The sequence below is a fragment of the Bacteroidota bacterium genome (genome assembly GCA_039821555.1).
GTDB lineage: Bacteria > Bacteroidota > Rhodothermia > Rhodothermales > Rubricoccaceae > JBCBEX01.
On record JBCBNX010000015.1, the window covers coordinates 51,866 to 66,947 of the forward strand.

General features: G+C 66.9%; 13 protein-coding genes. 9 read left to right on the top strand and 4 right to left on the bottom strand.

Going from position 1 to position 15,082, the window contains the following annotated elements:
- Positions 1-10: 10 nt before the first annotated feature.
- From mscL to AAFU51_14765, 5 genes are all read left to right on the top strand, one after another.
- A complete protein-coding gene (mscL, locus tag AAFU51_14745; GenBank protein ID MEO1572511.1) occupies positions 11-556 on the top strand; it encodes a large conductance mechanosensitive channel protein MscL in 546 nt (181 codons plus the stop codon).
- A gap of 319 nt (positions 557-875) precedes the next feature.
- Entirely contained in the window at positions 876-1,391 is a 516-nt protein-coding gene (locus AAFU51_14750) for a hypothetical protein (protein MEO1572512.1), read from the top strand.
- 108 nt (positions 1,392-1,499) lie between these two features.
- Positions 1,500-3,068 (top strand): 2,3-bisphosphoglycerate-independent phosphoglycerate mutase, encoded by a 1,569-nt coding sequence (gpmI, locus tag AAFU51_14755; protein MEO1572513.1) that lies wholly within the window; start codon positions 1,500-1,502, stop codon positions 3,066-3,068.
- A gap of 128 nt (positions 3,069-3,196) precedes the next feature.
- Complete coding sequence (locus AAFU51_14760) at positions 3,197-4,042, top strand: choice-of-anchor V domain-containing protein (protein MEO1572514.1); 846 nt, start codon at positions 3,197-3,199, stop codon at positions 4,040-4,042.
- Positions 4,043-4,206: 164 nt separating this feature from the next.
- Positions 4,207-5,070 (top strand): choice-of-anchor V domain-containing protein, encoded by an 864-nt coding sequence (locus AAFU51_14765; protein MEO1572515.1) that lies wholly within the window; start codon positions 4,207-4,209, stop codon positions 5,068-5,070.
- A gap of 8 nt (positions 5,071-5,078) precedes the next feature.
- Here the strand turns inward: AAFU51_14765 and AAFU51_14770 are convergent, their stop codons facing one another.
- On the bottom strand, positions 5,079-5,405 hold the full coding sequence (locus AAFU51_14770; GenBank protein MEO1572516.1) for a hypothetical protein: 327 nt from the start codon (positions 5,403-5,405) through the stop codon (positions 5,079-5,081).
- Positions 5,406-5,481: 76 nt separating this feature from the next.
- Positions 5,482-6,252 carry a 3-oxoacyl-ACP reductase gene (locus tag AAFU51_14775; GenBank protein ID MEO1572517.1) on the bottom strand — a complete coding sequence of 257 codons (771 nt, stop codon included), beginning with the start codon at positions 6,250-6,252 and terminating at the stop codon, positions 5,482-5,484.
- 167 nt (positions 6,253-6,419) lie between these two features.
- On the opposite strand from AAFU51_14775, the gene AAFU51_14780 reads away from it, so the two are divergent.
- The 4 genes from AAFU51_14780 to AAFU51_14795 all read left to right on the top strand — a co-directional run bounded on the left by AAFU51_14780 (position 6,420) and on the right by AAFU51_14795 (position 10,063).
- Positions 6,420-7,433, top strand: coding sequence for a J domain-containing protein (locus AAFU51_14780; protein ID MEO1572518.1), 1,014 nt, complete (start codon positions 6,420-6,422; stop codon positions 7,431-7,433).
- 162 nt (positions 7,434-7,595) lie between these two features.
- Positions 7,596-8,117 (top strand): hypothetical protein, encoded by a 522-nt coding sequence (locus tag AAFU51_14785; protein MEO1572519.1) that lies wholly within the window; start codon positions 7,596-7,598, stop codon positions 8,115-8,117.
- A 230-nt stretch (positions 8,118-8,347) separates the two neighbouring features.
- Positions 8,348-9,082 (top strand): dipeptidase PepE, encoded by a 735-nt coding sequence (gene pepE / locus AAFU51_14790; GenBank protein ID MEO1572520.1) that lies wholly within the window; start codon positions 8,348-8,350, stop codon positions 9,080-9,082.
- Positions 9,083-9,394: 312 nt separating this feature from the next.
- Positions 9,395-10,063 (top strand): sigma-70 family RNA polymerase sigma factor, encoded by a 669-nt coding sequence (locus tag AAFU51_14795; protein MEO1572521.1) that lies wholly within the window; start codon positions 9,395-9,397, stop codon positions 10,061-10,063.
- A gap of 116 nt (positions 10,064-10,179) precedes the next feature.
- On the opposite strand, the gene AAFU51_14800 is transcribed toward AAFU51_14795, so the two are convergent.
- Complete coding sequence (locus AAFU51_14800) at positions 10,180-13,752, bottom strand: hypothetical protein (GenBank protein ID MEO1572522.1); 3,573 nt, start codon at positions 13,750-13,752, stop codon at positions 10,180-10,182.
- Positions 13,718-15,061 carry a glycoside hydrolase family 2 TIM barrel-domain containing protein gene (locus AAFU51_14805; GenBank protein ID MEO1572523.1) on the bottom strand — a complete coding sequence of 448 codons (1,344 nt, stop codon included), beginning with the start codon at positions 15,059-15,061 and terminating at the stop codon, positions 13,718-13,720. The genes AAFU51_14800 and AAFU51_14805 overlap by 35 nt, the downstream gene beginning before the upstream one ends.
- Between the last annotated feature and the right edge of the window lie 21 nt (positions 15,062-15,082).

Sequence of the window (15,082 nt, forward strand, 5' to 3'; positions counted from 1 at the left end):
TTCCAACCTCATGAAGAAGCTCTTCGGCGAGTTCAAGACGTTCCTGATGCGCGGCAACCTCGTGGACCTCGCCATCGGGTTCACCGTCGGCGCTGCGTTCTCGACCGTCGCCAAGTCGCTCGTGGACGACCTCATCATGCCGCCGCTGGGGCTGCTGCTGGGGCAGACCGATTTCTCGGACGCGTTCCTCGTGCTCAGGGCAGGCGAGGGAGCCCCGCCCCCCTACGTGTCGCTGGAGGCGGCTGCCGAGGCCGGTGCGACAACGCTCAACTACGGCGCGTTCCTGACGAACGTCTTCACGCTGCTCATCATCGCGCTGGCGATGTTCATCGTGATCCGCTCGGTCAATAAGCTCAGCGAGGAGATCCAGGACGAGTTCGGCGGTGACGAGAAAGAGCAGTCCTCGCAGCCGGAGCAGCCGACCGAGAAGAAGTGCGCCTATTGCCGACAAGTCGTCCCCTACAGGGCCAGCCGGTGCTACCACTGCACCTCGTTTCTGGGCACCGAAGGCGGTCCGCTTGCGCCTGACGGGAAGATCACACCGGGAGGTGGGTAGCACTCCGAGGCATCAGGCCGGCAGGTAGAATAGTCAGCGCAGGGGTAGGAAATGGGAGCAGTGGGAGTCCAAGAGCCTCGTGTGTCCTGCCACGTACACAGGGCTGTTGCATCGCGTAAGTGCGGCCGGAGGGTGCAAGGCTCAGACAAAGGAGGCAATCAAAGCGCTGCAGCGAAAGGGTAACCGGGCTAGGCTGCACCCGAGGTCTGGTTTGGCATGGGGCTTGACCCTGGCCAATTCGCTCAACAGCGAGCACAGCAGAGTCGTCCGGTGGGACAGTGACCTCGGCTGACCCTCAACCCCAACCGTCTACCCTCCAATGGGACAGCAACAACTCCTCCTCTTGGTGCTCGGCATCGTGATTGTCGGCCTTAGCGTCGTCGTCGGTATCGAAGCGTTTGAAGAGAACAACCGCAAGTCATCCTTCGACCGGATAGCCGGTCAGGCTATCGACTACGCGGGCAAGATGCTTGAGTGGAAAATGAAGCCCCGTGCTCAGGGAGGAGGGCAAGAGGCCTCACAGATGAGCGGCTTCTCGTTCAACAACATTGGATTGGTGGGCGGAGGCCCCATCGACTACCACGGCACAAACGGGGGAGACTGGGTGCAGACAGGCCCTACGTACGTGGGCTTGTTTTCCATGGACGGATCCGGTGGCTACGCGCCTCACGTGGCGGTCTACGACCCGAACCAAGACCTCATGATTGCCATCTTCGTGTTTGGCAACTCCCCCGACTGTTTGGTGCAGCGAATGTCTTACATGCAAGACGGGAGCGCTGTGTACCTGCCAGCCGCTGCGCCAGCGAACCCCGACGCGACGAACTGCTCGCTCTAGCAGCCGGGCTCGCTTCAGCAGCGACGTTTCACAGCACAGAAGGGGCGCATCCGCTAGCTTGGTTGCGCCCCTTCTGCCTGTCTCATCGTTGCGCTCCCCGCTCGTCCTGTGAACCGCCACCTGCTCCTCATCCTCGACGGCTATGGGATCGCCGAGGACCCGTCCGTCTCCGCCATCGACGCCGCCGCGAAGCCGTTTCTCGACTACCTCTTCGCCACCGCGCCACACTCGACGTTGGAGGCATCAGGGCGGGCCGTTGGCCTGCCTGCTGGGCTGATGGGCAACTCGGAGGTCGGCCACACCAACCTCGGCGCGGGGCGCGTGGTCTACCAGGAGATCAGCCGCATCGACAAGGCCATTGAGGACGGCACCTTCTTCGAGAACGACGTGCTCACGGGCGCGGCGCGGCACGCGAAGGCCAACGGTACCACGCTCCACCTGCTCGGCCTCGTCTCCGACGGTGGCGTCCACAGCCACCTCGACCACCTCGTGGCGCTGCTCGACCTCGCAAAGCGCGAGGGGCTCACCGGCGACCAGGTCGTCGTGCACGCCTTCACGGACGGCCGCGACACCGCGCCCGAGGGCGGCGTGGGGTACCTCCGCAGCGTGCAGGCCGCGATGGACCGCCTCGGCGTGGGCGTCGTCGGCAGCGTCGTCGGGCGCTACTGGGCGATGGACCGCGACCGCCGCTGGCCGCGCATCCGCAAGGCCTACGACCTCCTCACGAGGGGCGAGGTCGGCGACGATGGCACCACCACGGACGATGTCGTCGGTGCGCTGGAGGCGCAGTATGCCGCCGGGACGACCGACGAGTTTGCCGCGCCGGTCCTCGCCGAGGGCACGCCGCGCATCACAAGCGGCGACGCCGTGCTGGTCTACAACTTCCGCGCGGACCGCGCCCGCCAACTCACGAGCGCGTTCACGGGCACGCTGCTCCCCGACTACGACGCGCTGACCGACGAAATCCCCGTGGCGGGCGACCTCGACCTGCACTACGCTACGTTCACGCCCTACCACAAGGCGTTCGACGTCCCTGTTGCCTTCCCGAAGCAGGATCTCACGGACACGCTCGGCGAGACCGTGGCAAAGGCCGGCGGCACGCAGCTCCGCGCAGCAGAGACCGAGAAGTATCCCCACGTCACGTTCTTCTTCAACGGCGGCAAGGAAGTCGAATTCGAGGGCGAGGCGCGCATCCTCGTCAACTCGCCCAAGGTGGCGACCTACGACCTCCAGCCGGAGATGAGCGCGCCGGAGCTCGCCGAGAAGGTCAGCGCCCACCTGCGCGACGCGACGCCGGACCTCGTGGTGCTCAACTTCGCCAACCCGGACATGGTCGGCCACACGGGCGTCTTCGAGGCGGCGGTGAAGGCGGTCGAGGCCGTCGATGGGTGCGCGAAGCAGGTCGTGGAGACGGCGCGCGAACTCGGCTACACGGTCCAGGTCATCGCCGACCATGGCAACGCCGACCGCATGCGCAACCCCGATGGCTCGGCGCACACGGCGCACACGACCGTCCTCGTCCCGCACCTGCTGCTCCGCACCGACCCGGCGACGGGCGAGCTATGGCAGGGGGCCCTCCGCCCCGGCAAGCTTGGCGACATCGCCCCGACCATCCTCACGCTCATGGGCCTCGCCATCCCAGCAGCAATGACCGGCGAGGTGCTCGTGGACGTGTAGCACCGGCGTGTGGCGCCTCAAACGTAGCATGGGGCACTGGAAATAGCGATGGATAGAAGCAGGCCGTGCTGTATGTTGAGGCCGCTCCTCTGGGGCTCCTATCTCAATGCCCTTCTACCTTTGGTCCTATGCTCCGCCTCGCTACGGCTCTCGTCCTCGTCGCCCTCGTCGTCTTCACGATGCCCGACGAGGCGGCCACCTTCTCGTCGGGTGCACCGGCGAACCGCTCTGGCGCCCCCGGCGAATCGACCTGTGCCACGGCCGGATGCCACAGCAGCTTCGGCCTCAACAGCGGCACGGGCAGCGTCACGATCGACGCGCCCGATGGCTTCGTGCCAGGTGAGGCTCTTACCTTCACGGTCTCGGTCGACAACACGACGCCCGCAGCTCCCCAGCGTAGAAACGGCTTCCAGACATCGGTGAAGGACGACGCCGGCAACGACGTGGGCACGCTCGAACTCGTAGACCCGTCGGTGACGCGCTTCTCGGGCACGGATCACGTCACCCATACGTCGTCGGGCACCTCGGTCTCGTCGTGGCAGGTGCGTTGGGTCGCGCCCGCTGAGTCGCCAGGGCAGGTGACGATCTACGCAGCGGGCAACGCGGCTAACGGCAACGGCGCGTCCAGCGGCGATTTCATCTACACGACCTCGCAGACCCTTGGCCTCGCCACCAACGTCGAGGACGGCGTGCCGGACGTGGTGGTGCTCGACGCGGTGTGGCCCAACCCAACGCGCGGGGCGGCGACGCTCTCGTTCGCGCTCGCCGCGCCGACCGACGTGACGGTGACGCTCGTCGACGGCCTCGGGCGCACGGTGGTGGAGGCGCAGCGGGGAGCGCTCGGCGCGGGTGCGCAGACGGTGGCGCTCGACGCGTCGGGGCTGGTGCCGGGGGTGTACTTCGCGGCGGTGACGGTCGGTGGGGGGACGACGCCGGAGAGCCGTCGCGTGCTGCCGCTCACCGTGGCCCGCTGACGAACACACGCGCCTGCAGCCGTGTATGCTGACGAGGCAGAGACGCTGACCCACGTGTGCGTAGTGACCGACGAGCGCAACGTTGGTACAGGGCTAGGCATTGCGGCGAGCGCGCGGGTCTAGTATTCTCCCGCCGACCCATCACAGCCTGCCTTCCCGATTTGATGCTTCGTCTGCTCCTGGTTCTCGTCGTCGCCGTGCTCATCGTTCTGTTTGATGCGCCGAGGGATGCCCACTCACGCTCGTCGGGCGCGTCAGCAGGCGTGTCTGGAGCACCAGGCGATCGGACGTGCGCCTCAGCCGGGTGTCACGGCGATTTCGAACTCAACAGCGGCACCGGCAGCGTCACCATTGAGGGGCCGAGTGAGGGCTATGTCGCTGGGGCAGCCTACGAGTTCGAGGTGCGCGTGGACAACACGACGCCGGGCAGCCCCGCGCCCAACCAGGGCTTTCTCGTGACGGCCCGTGACGAGGCCGGGGACCCCGTCGGCGAATTCGAACTCGTCGATGCAGCGCTCACCAAGTTTGCGGCGGGTGGGGGGACACGCTACGTCACCCACACGAGTGCAGGCATCAGCGTTTCAGCGTGGCGGGTGCGCTGGCTTGCCCCAAACGATGCGCCCGCGCGGGTCACGTTCTACGCAGCGGGCAACGCGGCCAACGGCAACGGCTGGTTCGACGGAGACTACATCTACACGACCGCCACCGAGGTCGCGCGCAGCGGCGTGAGCGCCGACGAGCAGGTGCCAGAGGTGATGGTGCTCGACGCAGTATGGCCGAACCCGACGCGCGGGGCGGCGACGCTCTCGTTCGCGCTCGCCGCGCCGACCGACGTGACGGTGACGCTCGTCGACGGCCTCGGGCGTACGGTGGTGGAGGCGCAGCGGGGAGCGCTCGGCGCGGGGGCGCAGACGGTGGCGCTCGACGCGTCGGGGCTGGTGCCGGGGGTGTACTTCGCGGCGGTGACGGTCGGTGGGGGGACGACGCCGGAGAGCCGTCGCGTGCTGCCGCTCACCGTGGCCCGCTGACGCAGCGCCTATCGCTCGACCTGCGCGCGAGGTACAATCCGCCCGTCGGGAAGAATGATCTCGTCCGGGCCCGGCGGCGAAGTTGGGAAGTCCGAGAGCGACACGTCCGGGTCGTCGAGAAGGTTGTTCTCAGGAAGGAAATGCGAGTGGTCGCCGTGGAAGATTTCCACATAGCCCGTCTCGCCGAACGGGTCGAGGGCTTGCCGAAACGCGAACGTAAGCACGATAGCAGCGATGCCAACGAGGATCCACCGGCGTGGCGTGCGCCACGGGTTCGGAGCGAGCGCCTCCGTAGCGGAGGCATCCAGGGCAGAAGTGGTGGGCTGGTCGTTCATGGCAGGCAGGCGAGACGGCACAAGTGCCCGTAGCACGCCGGTCGCTCCGCCGCGATCCGCGTGCATGCGGAGCGGCTCAGTTTTTCACCAGGCCGCCGTCGACCACGAGATTCTGGCCCGTCACGGCGCGTGCCCATGGAGAGGCAAAGAAAAGCACGGCATCGGCCATTTCTTCCGGCGAGATCACACGGCGTAGCGGCGTCGTCGCCTCGATGATGCCGAACACTTCGTCGCTCGTCGCTGCGCTGGCGTCGGTGGTGCGGAGCAGGCCGCCCGAGACGAGGTTGACCGTGATGCCCTGCGGCCCGAGGTCCTGCGCGAGGTTGCGCACAGCGCCGAGCATGGCCGCCTTGCCGGTCGTGTAGTCGTGATAGGGCACGACCGGGTTCTGGACGAGGTTTGACCCGATGGCGATCACGCGCCCGTCGCCGGCCTCCGTCATGGCGGGCAGCGTGGCCTGGACGACGTTGAGCAGGCCCTGGACGCTGCCTTCGAGTTGGCGGAGGTAGTGCTCCCACGTGATCGTGGACGCGGTGGGCATCGTCGTGGGATCGAAGCGGTAGTCGATGAGCGCGTTGTGAACGCTGGTGGTGACGCGCGTCCCGAAGTGTGCCTCAGCATCGGCGACCATGCGACGCACGGCGTCAGCATCACGCACGTCGGCCTGAGCAAGGAACGTCACTCCGCCTGCATCGGCGATCTCGTTGGCAACGCCCAGCGCGGCGTCCCGGCTCTGGTAGTAGTTCAGGACCACGCGCGCGCCTTCACGGGCAAACGCTCGCGCGAGGGCGGCTCCGAGGCCACGGCTGGCTCCGGTGATGAGGACGGTCTGTTCGGCAAGGCGCATGGCGAGAGTAACAGAGTGGGAGAGAAGCGAGCCTGAAGATCGTCCCAACGCGGGTGCCTCTGCCAAACCGACAGGCGTAGGGCGGGCCAGGCGAGGGCGGCATAGTTCTCGTGCCCCCTGCTCCATGAGATCTATCGCGTACCACGCTGCCATTCCGGCTTTTTCCCATGCCTACGACTACGATCCCGAACTACTACGAGACGCTCGGCGTCGCGGAGCGCGCGTCGGCGGCGGACATCAAGAAAGCCTACCGCCGCCTCGCGCGGGAGTACCACCCCGACCGCAATCCAGACAACCCTGAGGCGGAGGAGCGCTTCAAGGAGGTCCAGCAGGCCTACGACGTCCTCGGCGACGAGGAGAGGCGCAAGAAGTACGACCGCTTCCGCGCCAACCCACATGCGTTCGGCGGCTTCGACCCAAACAGCGGAGCGAACCCGTTTGGCGGGGCGGGCAGTCCGTTCGGCGGGCAAGACGTGCGCTTCTCGCGCGGCCCCGATGGCTCCATCCGCTTCGAATCGACGGGCGGCGCGGCTCCGAACATGGAAGATCTGCTCGCCTCGCTCTTCGGCGGCGGGTCACCATTCGGTGGTGGCGGGACGCCCTTTAGCGGTAGCCCGTTCGGCGACCGAGGCCCATTTGGCAACCCGCGAGCGACTGGCCGGACGCCGCGCAGCCCGCAGGCCACCGAGACGCGCATGCGCCTCACGTTCGATGAGGCGCTCGCGGGCGGCAAGCGCGAGGTCACGCTGCCCGGTGGCGAGACGGTCCGGCTCACGATCCCGCAAGGCGTCGCCGACGGTACTAAGATCCGCCTGCGTGGCCGCGGCACCCCCGACACCACCGGCCAGCGCGGCGACCTCTTCATCACGTTCGGCGTGGCAGCCTCGCCCCGCTTCCGCCGCGAGGGCAACGACCTCCACGTCGCCGAGCCAATCACGAGCATCGAGGCCATGCTCGGCACAGAGCGCCGTATTGAAACGGCCTACGGCAAGGCGATCAAGCTGCGTGTGCCAAGTGGGACGCAGCCAGGCCACCGCCTCCGCCTCCGCGGCCAGGGTGTCGAAACGGCTGCGGCCACCGGCGATCTCTACGTCACCCTCGACGTGACCACGCCCACGCTCTCCGACGAAGCGCGCGCCGACCTCGAAGCCTGGGCTGAGAAGCACGGGCTGCGCGAATAGCAAGAGTAGAGCAGAGAGAAGGACGCCCACACCCGCCCACGTCGACACCTCACGGCCCGTGCGCCCTTTCGCCGAGCGGCTGCGCGTACCGAAGCGAGCGATCCTGCACGAAGACCTTGCATGTCGCCCGCCTCCGTGTTCTCGCCGTCACCCCCGTCTCCCATGCGTTTGCTGTCTGTTCTCTTCCTTCTCCTATTTGCTGTCCCTGTCGTGCATGCGCAAGACACGCGCATCCAGGAAATCCGCGACCGCTACTACGGCGTCACCGAAAACACGGAAGCGGAAGGGTTCTACCAGTTCCAGGTCGTCAACAACCCGGACGCGCGCGACTACCCGGCCGTTGGGATCTACCGGCAGGAGTTCACGCTCACCTACGCGCTCCACGAGAATCAACGGCCGGTGCCGCACCTCGTCGTGATGAAGGATCAGACCGCCGCCTTCCAAACCCGGACAGAAGTCCTGCTCGACGACGACGGAATGCCGATGTTTCTCTACTACGACTACGGCGAGGGCTCGAAGCGCGTCTACTACAGCGCCGAAGGCGATTGCATCCGCTATCTGCTGGACGGTGAGAGCGCGGGCTGCGAGCGCCGCGGCGAGTTCCAGGAGGGCGAGGCCGATGTGATCCGGCATGCACAAGCTGTCGCAAAGCTCCTGGGAGTGATCAGCCTCGGGGGCGGTTGAGGCAGAGGCGGCACGGGCGCATCGAGCTGCGGGGCAGCGCTGGCGCTAACAGAAGGCTGGCGCTAACAGAAGGCTTCCTGGATGCGACCTTCTTCTTGTCGAGGGAGAGGATAGCTCTGGACGGATTGAACGTTTTAATTTGGAAAACATCCAAAACGTTCATATCGTTCACTTGCGAGGCATAGGGTAAGTCCCTATGTTGCTTGTCCCTTCTCTCCCGCGTTTCCACTGTGTCTCGACGCCTCTTGCTGCTCAGCAACTCGACCCTCCCGGGTGAGCCGTTCCTGAGTTGGCCTGCCGATGCGATTCGCGCCTTCCTCGGAGATACCGTGCAGCACGTGCTGTTCGTCCCGTTCGCAGGCGTCCGCATCTCGTTCGATGACTACAGTGCGCGTGTCCGAGAGCGCTTCGCCGATCTCGGCTATGCACTCGACAGTGTTCATGAGTGCCCCGATCCCATCGGGGCGGTCCATGGCGCGGAAGCGATTGTCGTGGGAGGTGGCAACACCTTTCATCTCGTCGCGCACCTGCACCGGCATGGTCTCGTCACAGAGATTGCCTCGCGGGTATTAGACGGGACGCCGTATGTCGGCTGGAGCGCCGGGGCCAACGTGGCCTGCCCGACGCTCTCGACGACGAACGACATGCCCATCGTAGAGCCTGCAAGCTTTGCCGCGCTCAACCTTGTTCCTTTCCAGATCAATCCGCACTTCACCGACGCCCCGATCCCAAACCACGGCGGTGAGACCCGCTCCGAGCGCATCGCCGAGTTTGTGATCGCCAACCCGGCGCGCCGTGTGGTCGGCCTTCCCGAGGGCACCGGCCTCCTCGTCGAAAGCGAGACGGTCACACTCGTAGGGGAGGCAAGCGCCACGCTGTTTAGCTCTGCGCATCCGCCGCGGCGGCTCTCTCCCGCTAACCTCGGCGTGCTCCTCGCAGAACCCGTTTCTGACGCACCGGGCTGACAGACAGAATGGCACGCACCAGTTGCAGCGTCGGCACTCTCTGTCTCAGTGTCTCTTCCGCTGCACACGCCCCGTTGCCGAATCTGCACGCGCGATCCGTAAGACTGAAGCTCCTGCGGGCATCCATACTCGTATTCAGCCGTATTTTAATGCACAACACTCCGAAATGTCAGCGGCCTGACGTATGTTCCGTGAATGATTCCGCCAATCTGACAGGACTTGTCGACCCGGCTTAGTTGTTGTTCAAACACTAGTCATCAACCCGTGCGCGTTCATTGCGCCACACGTTTTCGTTCGCCAACCATCACCGACGTGGCTATTCCCACCATCCGTACGACCTCTGAGACGTCGCGCCGCCGCCCGCAGCGACACACGCCCGCACAGCGCCGCGCCGTCCTCACCGAAATGACCGACGAGGAGTTGATGAAGCTCTTCCAGCAGGGCACCGTGGAGGCCTTCGACCTCCTCGTGGGCCGCTACTCGGAGCGCCTCTCGCAGTACCTCTATCGGTTCACCAAGGACATGCGCCGCGTGGAAGACCTCCTCCAGGAGACCTTCCTCCGCGTCTACCGCAACCGTCACTCCTACCAGCCGGTCGCGCGCTTCTCGACGTGGCTCTACACGATCGCGGGCAACCTCGCGCGCTCTGAGTACCGCAAGCGCAAGCGCCGCCGCACGCGCTCGCTGCAGGCGCAGAGCCGCGACGGGGAGGAGTACGAACTCGAAATCCCCGACGACACCTACGCCGCCGACATCGACGCGGAGCGTGACTTCCAGGACCAGCACATCATGGCGGCCCTGAGCGAGCTTCCCGACAAGTTCCGCGAGGTCGTCGTGCTGCGCGATGTGCAGCAGCTCTCCTACGAGGAGATCGCCGACATCACGGGCCTCCCGATGGGCACGGTGAAGAGCCGCATCAACCGCGGTCGCACCAAGCTCCAGGGTATGCTCGCGGACATCTACCCGTTCTCGCAGAACTAGGCTCACGTCGCCTCCCTGCCCTGAACGGTTCGGGTCTACCCCACCCAGCCAGAACGAAAACGCCCCCGGCCGCACCACGCGGCCGGGGGCTTTTTTTACGCCGGAGCGTCCGGGTTCTACAGCACCACGTCCACCACGATCCGGGCGATGGTGCCCGTGCGGTCGAACACCTCGGCACTCACGTCGGCCGGCAGCGAGGCGCCCTCAACGGCAATGCTCTCGGTGGCCGACCGCACGACCTCGATGCGAGGCGAGGAGGCACGCCGGTAGACTACGGGCACCTGCGCGTAGGTGAACGCCATCGCGCCCGAGGGCACGTCGAGCGTCTGCGGTGTGTTGTCGAGGTCCACGTAGGCGAACATCGCCGGGGCGTCGAAGAACTCGTCGGGGCGGAGGAGCTGCGGCTCGAAGTGGAGCCGCCCGTGCTCGACGAAAACGCCGAGCTCGCCCCAGCGCCAGATCAGGTCCTCCTTCACCATGCCTGTCATGCCGGGCTGCTTGGCCCCGCCGGTGCCGGGCGAGTGCGAGTAGGGATCGGTCGGGAACGCACCGTATTCGAGCGGCGACTTGTTGAGCCCGAGCCCGCCGCGCAGGTCGTGGTAGCCCTCGGCGAGCTTCCGGAGCGTCTCGGCGTCCGCACCCGACTCGTGCGCACGGAGGAACGTCCGCTGCGCAGCCACGACGAGTTTCGACACCATGTGCCAGTAGATGCTGCCCAAGCCCTCGTAGCCGAAGAACGTGCCCGAGCGACCCGTGTAGGCGGGGTGGTCGAAGTGCGTGTCGAACAGGTCGATCAGCGCGGTGCGCTCGGCGGCGACGGCGTCCGGGTAGTCGGCCGCGAGGTCGTCGAGGGCGTCCGCGGCGTTGGCGCGGTTGCGGAACGTGCCATTGAAGTGGACGCCCCCGCGCACGTCGCGCACGACGAAACGCTCGTTGCCGTCGGCGAGCAACTGTTGCAGCAGCGGCGAGGCGGCCACGGCATCATCAGCGACATTGTTCTTGGCGAGGAAGCCCGGCAGGTCGCGGTCGGGATAGAGGCGGTAGGTGTGCTGGTCCGGCCGATAGAGGTCGCTCGTGCGCATAGCCTCGATGACGCCGAGAAGCGCCTCGGGATCGAGCACGCCCGCGCCGAGCGCAGCGACCTGCCCTTCGAGCATCGGGTAGAGCGTCTTCACGCCCACGCCGTCCGCGTCAATGCCCTCCGGGGGGATGACGAGCAGGTTGTAGGCATTCGCCAGGCCGTCGTCCTCGCGCCGGGCGTCGCGGAGTGTGGCGTCCACGGCGCGGCGCACGTCGTCGAAGAACGCTAGCACCGCAGCGGGCTCTGCCGTGCGTGTGTCTCCCGAGAGGCCGTCGGCGTAGAGGCGTGAGCGGTAAGCTTCGCCTGCCTGCCCGAGCGCGTCGAGCAGGTCCTTGCGCGTGGCGTCGGTGAGCGGGGCCTCGGCGTCGAAGCCAGCGAAGGCCGCGGCGACGGCGTCGGTGAAGTCGGCGACTTCCTCGGCGAGCGTGACCGGACCGTCGGCGTCGGCGAAGATCGCCTGGATGAGGTCGAGGTAGCGTCGCAGCTCGTGCAGCGTCACCATCGAGATGCCGTAGCCGACGAGTGCGTTGTTGGCGTCGTTCCACTCCGGGCGCTGCGTGTTCATCCAGATGCCGCCGCCCGCCACGAAGTTGGAGAGCTTGGCGAGCAGCGGGACGAGCAGCTTCTCGGCGAGCGTCGCGCGCGCGATGGCGTCGCCCGTGTAGAGGAGCTTGCCATCGGCCCCGACCGCAGCGACGCGTTGCTCAATGCGGCCGTGCTCGTCGTGGTCGTAGCTGATGGTGTCGCGCGGGTCGGCGAGGAGGTCGGCGTACGAGCAGATGCGGTAGGGGACGTTCGCGTAGGTGAACAGCCTCGCGTTGAGCCGCTTGCTGAGGCGTTCGGGCTCATGCTCGTGGACGAGTTCGAGCAGGTGCAGGAGGTAAATCAGCTGGTGGTCGCCCCAGTAGCCGATGTACGACCACTCGTCGTCGGGCTCGATGACCTCCCAGTCGATGCCGTTGTGGGAGATGCGGTACGGGTTGTAGCCGTCGGCGGTGGAAGCGTTGAGGAAGGTCGCGACCATGCCCTCAGCGAAGGCCGGGAACGAGCGCCCGAGTGCTTCCCAGTTCTGGAAGAGGTCGCGCCAGTTGCCCTGGAAGCCACGCTTGACGCTGCCGTCTTCGGCGCGGAGGTCGATGGAGAAGAAGTTCCAGGGGCGGCTCGGGTCGCCGTGGCGGCGGCTGAAGCTGAGGGGGAGGTACTGCCGGCACAGCCGCTCCAGGTCTGGGTCGAGGTCCTGCTGCTCGTCGAGGAGAGCGCGGAGGTCTTGCACCGTGATCGCGTCGGGGAGCGCGGCGAGGAACGCGTGGTCGGCGAGCGGCCGGTGGTGCGTCCGCACGTGCGCGATCAGGTCGACGCGGTAGATGCGATAGCCCTCGTCGAAGACACCGCCGCGCATGATGTTGAACAGCGTGTTCGAGAACTGCCGCGTGGCGATCATACGGTCCGCCGACGCCTGGAGACCATCGGCTGCCGCCACGAACTCGCGCAGCCGGGCCGTACCGGCAGCTACGTCGTCCAGAACGGCCTGCTGCAACGCCGCAGGATCGCCCAGTTGGTCGATGAGCGCGACGGCGTCGGCGGTGTCCTGTTCGATATCGGCGACCAGCATCCAGTGCTGGGCGTCGCTCGGGGCGAGGTCGAGCGTCGCGTGGACAAAGTAGGCCCCGCGCTCGGCGCGCACGTCGCGCTCGGGGCGGAGAGCCTGGCCCGACCGGAAGGCGTCGAGCTGGCGCGTCGAGAGGAGATGGAGGTCGGGCGCGAGGCCGGCTTGCCAGACGGTCGTCGCCATGAGCGACTCGCTGGGCTCGGCGCGGTCCACGGGCTGCGCCGAGAGCGTGATCATCCCGAGACCGGAGCCCGGGTCGAGTTCGTTGCGTTTGTAGGCGTCGGCGAGGACGCTGCGCTCGCTCTGCATGGGCCGGCTGACGCCGTAGGGCATGAGGTTGCGCAGGCCGTCGAGCACCTGCACGCGAACCGGAGCATCGCCATGATGGGTGAGCACGGTGCGGCGGACGAAGCCGTAGCGCTCGCTCGTCGCCCACGTCGTGGCGACGGTGAGGCCGAGGTCGTCGTTGACCTCCTCGAAGCAGAGGCGGTCCCCGTGGAGCGACTTGTAGAGCGAGCGGCGCGTGCGGTAGAGGCCCGCGTAGCGATTCGAGAACGGCTCCCAGAGCGCCCACGTCGGCTGGCCGTCGCCGCTGGCATCCTGAGCGACGCGCAGCAGCGTCGCGCCGCCGGTCGTGTTGCGCGCGTCGTGGATCTTGTCCACGGTGACGTAGGGAAAGAGCCCAAAGTCCGGGCTGCGGCGCCCGGCTGTGAGCGCGCCCGTCGAGGAGACGAACGTCCAGTGGTCGCTCGAGCTCACGAGCGACATAAAGAACGGCCGCATCTTGTCGACGTGAGCGATGTGGTACCACGTCTCGCCGTCGCGCTCCACAAACGCACCGGTGACCGGGTCATCGGAGGGGTGGAGCGCGGCTCCACCAACGCGCACGGCGGCAGCGGGCGCGTCCGGCAGCAGCAGCGTCCGCCAGTGAGGACCGCGTTCCTGGTCTTCGAGCGCGGGGGTGCTAGGTGCCTTCGACGAGGAACGGGATGTTGGCATGAGCGGCGCTTCCTTGCTGGTCATAAATGTTTACAAATAGTCGGTAGGCCCCGGGCTCGGCCGGAGCCGTCACGGTCACCGAAGTGCCCTCGCCGCCGATGATGTCCAGGATGGCGGGCGGTACGTCCTCGTCGTCGCCGCCTTCGCTGATGGCTTGGCTCTCGGCGAGCACCTGCCACTCGTAGCGCAGAGAATCGTCGTCCGGGTCGGTGACGGCGACCGCGGCTTCATACGACTGCCCAGCCTGCATGGTGATCCCGTCCTCGGCGGTCCGCCCGTCGAAGGTGAACGACGCCAGGCGCGGGGCGCGGTTCTCAGGCCACGCGCCGGTCCAGATCTGCTGCATCACGTCCACGGACTCGGTCTTCTCGCCGCTCGGCATGAACATGCCGTACCACGTCGGGGTGCGCTCCTGCTTCTGGCCCCAGAGGAAGACGTAGGATCCTAGGATCTGCGTCGTGTCGGTGGCGATGGCGGTGCGGTAGCGCTCGCCGTAGAGGTCGGCCTTGACGGTGCTGTTGTTCTCGATGGGCGCGCCCCAGGGCGTTGTGGCGACTTCCCAGTGGCCCGTCGCGCCCCACTCGGTGACCATGAGCGGGCCGTCCCAGCCGGACTCCTCGATGTAGCGCGGCAGCTCGCCGATGGCGCCATAGAACTGGACCGAGAGGATGTCGAGCGCCGGGGCGCGGGTCTTGATCTCGGTGGCGAGGTCTTTGCTCAGGCCCGCCAGCATGGTCGTGGTCGGGTGGTTCGGGTCCACCTCCTCGATCATCGCGGCGATGCCACCGACGGCGTCCCACACCTTCGGGTTGGTCGCGCCGAGGTTGAGCTCGTTGCCGATGCCCCACATGAGCAGCGCCGGGTGGTCCTTGAGGCGCTCCACCTCGCCGCGGATGCGTTCGAGTTGCTCAGCGACGGCCGCCTCGTCGTCGTAGTCGAAGCCGAAGATGCCGCGGCCCTCGCCTTCGCGCTCGCGAGCGATTTCGAGGCCCATCGTCACCATCAGGCCCGCCCCGAAGGCGCGGTCGAGGATCTCCTCGGCGGTGTTGCGCCCGTTGTCCATGCGCCACGTGCGGAACGAGTTCGCCCCGTGCGAGGCCAGCCGGTCGATATCGCCGAACTCCAACCCTGCGCCGTTGACGAAGAACGGTGCGCCGTCCACGGTGAGCTGGTAGCGCCCGTCGGTCTGCACGGCCTTCACCACGGGAGGGCCTTCGAAGAGGGGGTTGGGTGCGGGCAGGCCAGGCGTGCCGCACGCCGCAAAAAGCGCCACAGGAAGAACGAGCACGAGGAGGAGACGAGAACGCATAGAAGGGAGTCGGAGCGCAAC

Coding starts and splice junctions, on each gene's coding strand:
- AAFU51_14750 (MEO1572512.1), top strand. CDS start 876: ATGGGACAGCAACAACTCCTCCTCTTGGTGCTCGGCATCGTGATTGTC.
- AAFU51_14780 (MEO1572518.1), top strand. CDS start 6,420: ATGCCTACGACTACGATCCCGAACTACTACGAGACGCTCGGCGTCGCG.
- mscL (MEO1572511.1), top strand. CDS start 11: ATGAAGAAGCTCTTCGGCGAGTTCAAGACGTTCCTGATGCGCGGCAAC.
- AAFU51_14800 (MEO1572522.1), bottom strand. CDS start 13,752: ATGCCAACATCCCGTTCCTCGTCGAAGGCACCTAGCACCCCCGCGCTC.
- AAFU51_14785 (MEO1572519.1), top strand. CDS start 7,596: ATGCGTTTGCTGTCTGTTCTCTTCCTTCTCCTATTTGCTGTCCCTGTC.
- AAFU51_14805 (MEO1572523.1), bottom strand. CDS start 15,061: ATGCGTTCTCGTCTCCTCCTCGTGCTCGTTCTTCCTGTGGCGCTTTTT.
- AAFU51_14760 (MEO1572514.1), top strand. CDS start 3,197: ATGCTCCGCCTCGCTACGGCTCTCGTCCTCGTCGCCCTCGTCGTCTTC.
- AAFU51_14770 (MEO1572516.1), bottom strand. CDS start 5,405: ATGAACGACCAGCCCACCACTTCTGCCCTGGATGCCTCCGCTACGGAG.
- AAFU51_14765 (MEO1572515.1), top strand. CDS start 4,207: ATGCTTCGTCTGCTCCTGGTTCTCGTCGTCGCCGTGCTCATCGTTCTG.
- AAFU51_14775 (MEO1572517.1), bottom strand. CDS start 6,252: ATGCGCCTTGCCGAACAGACCGTCCTCATCACCGGAGCCAGCCGTGGC.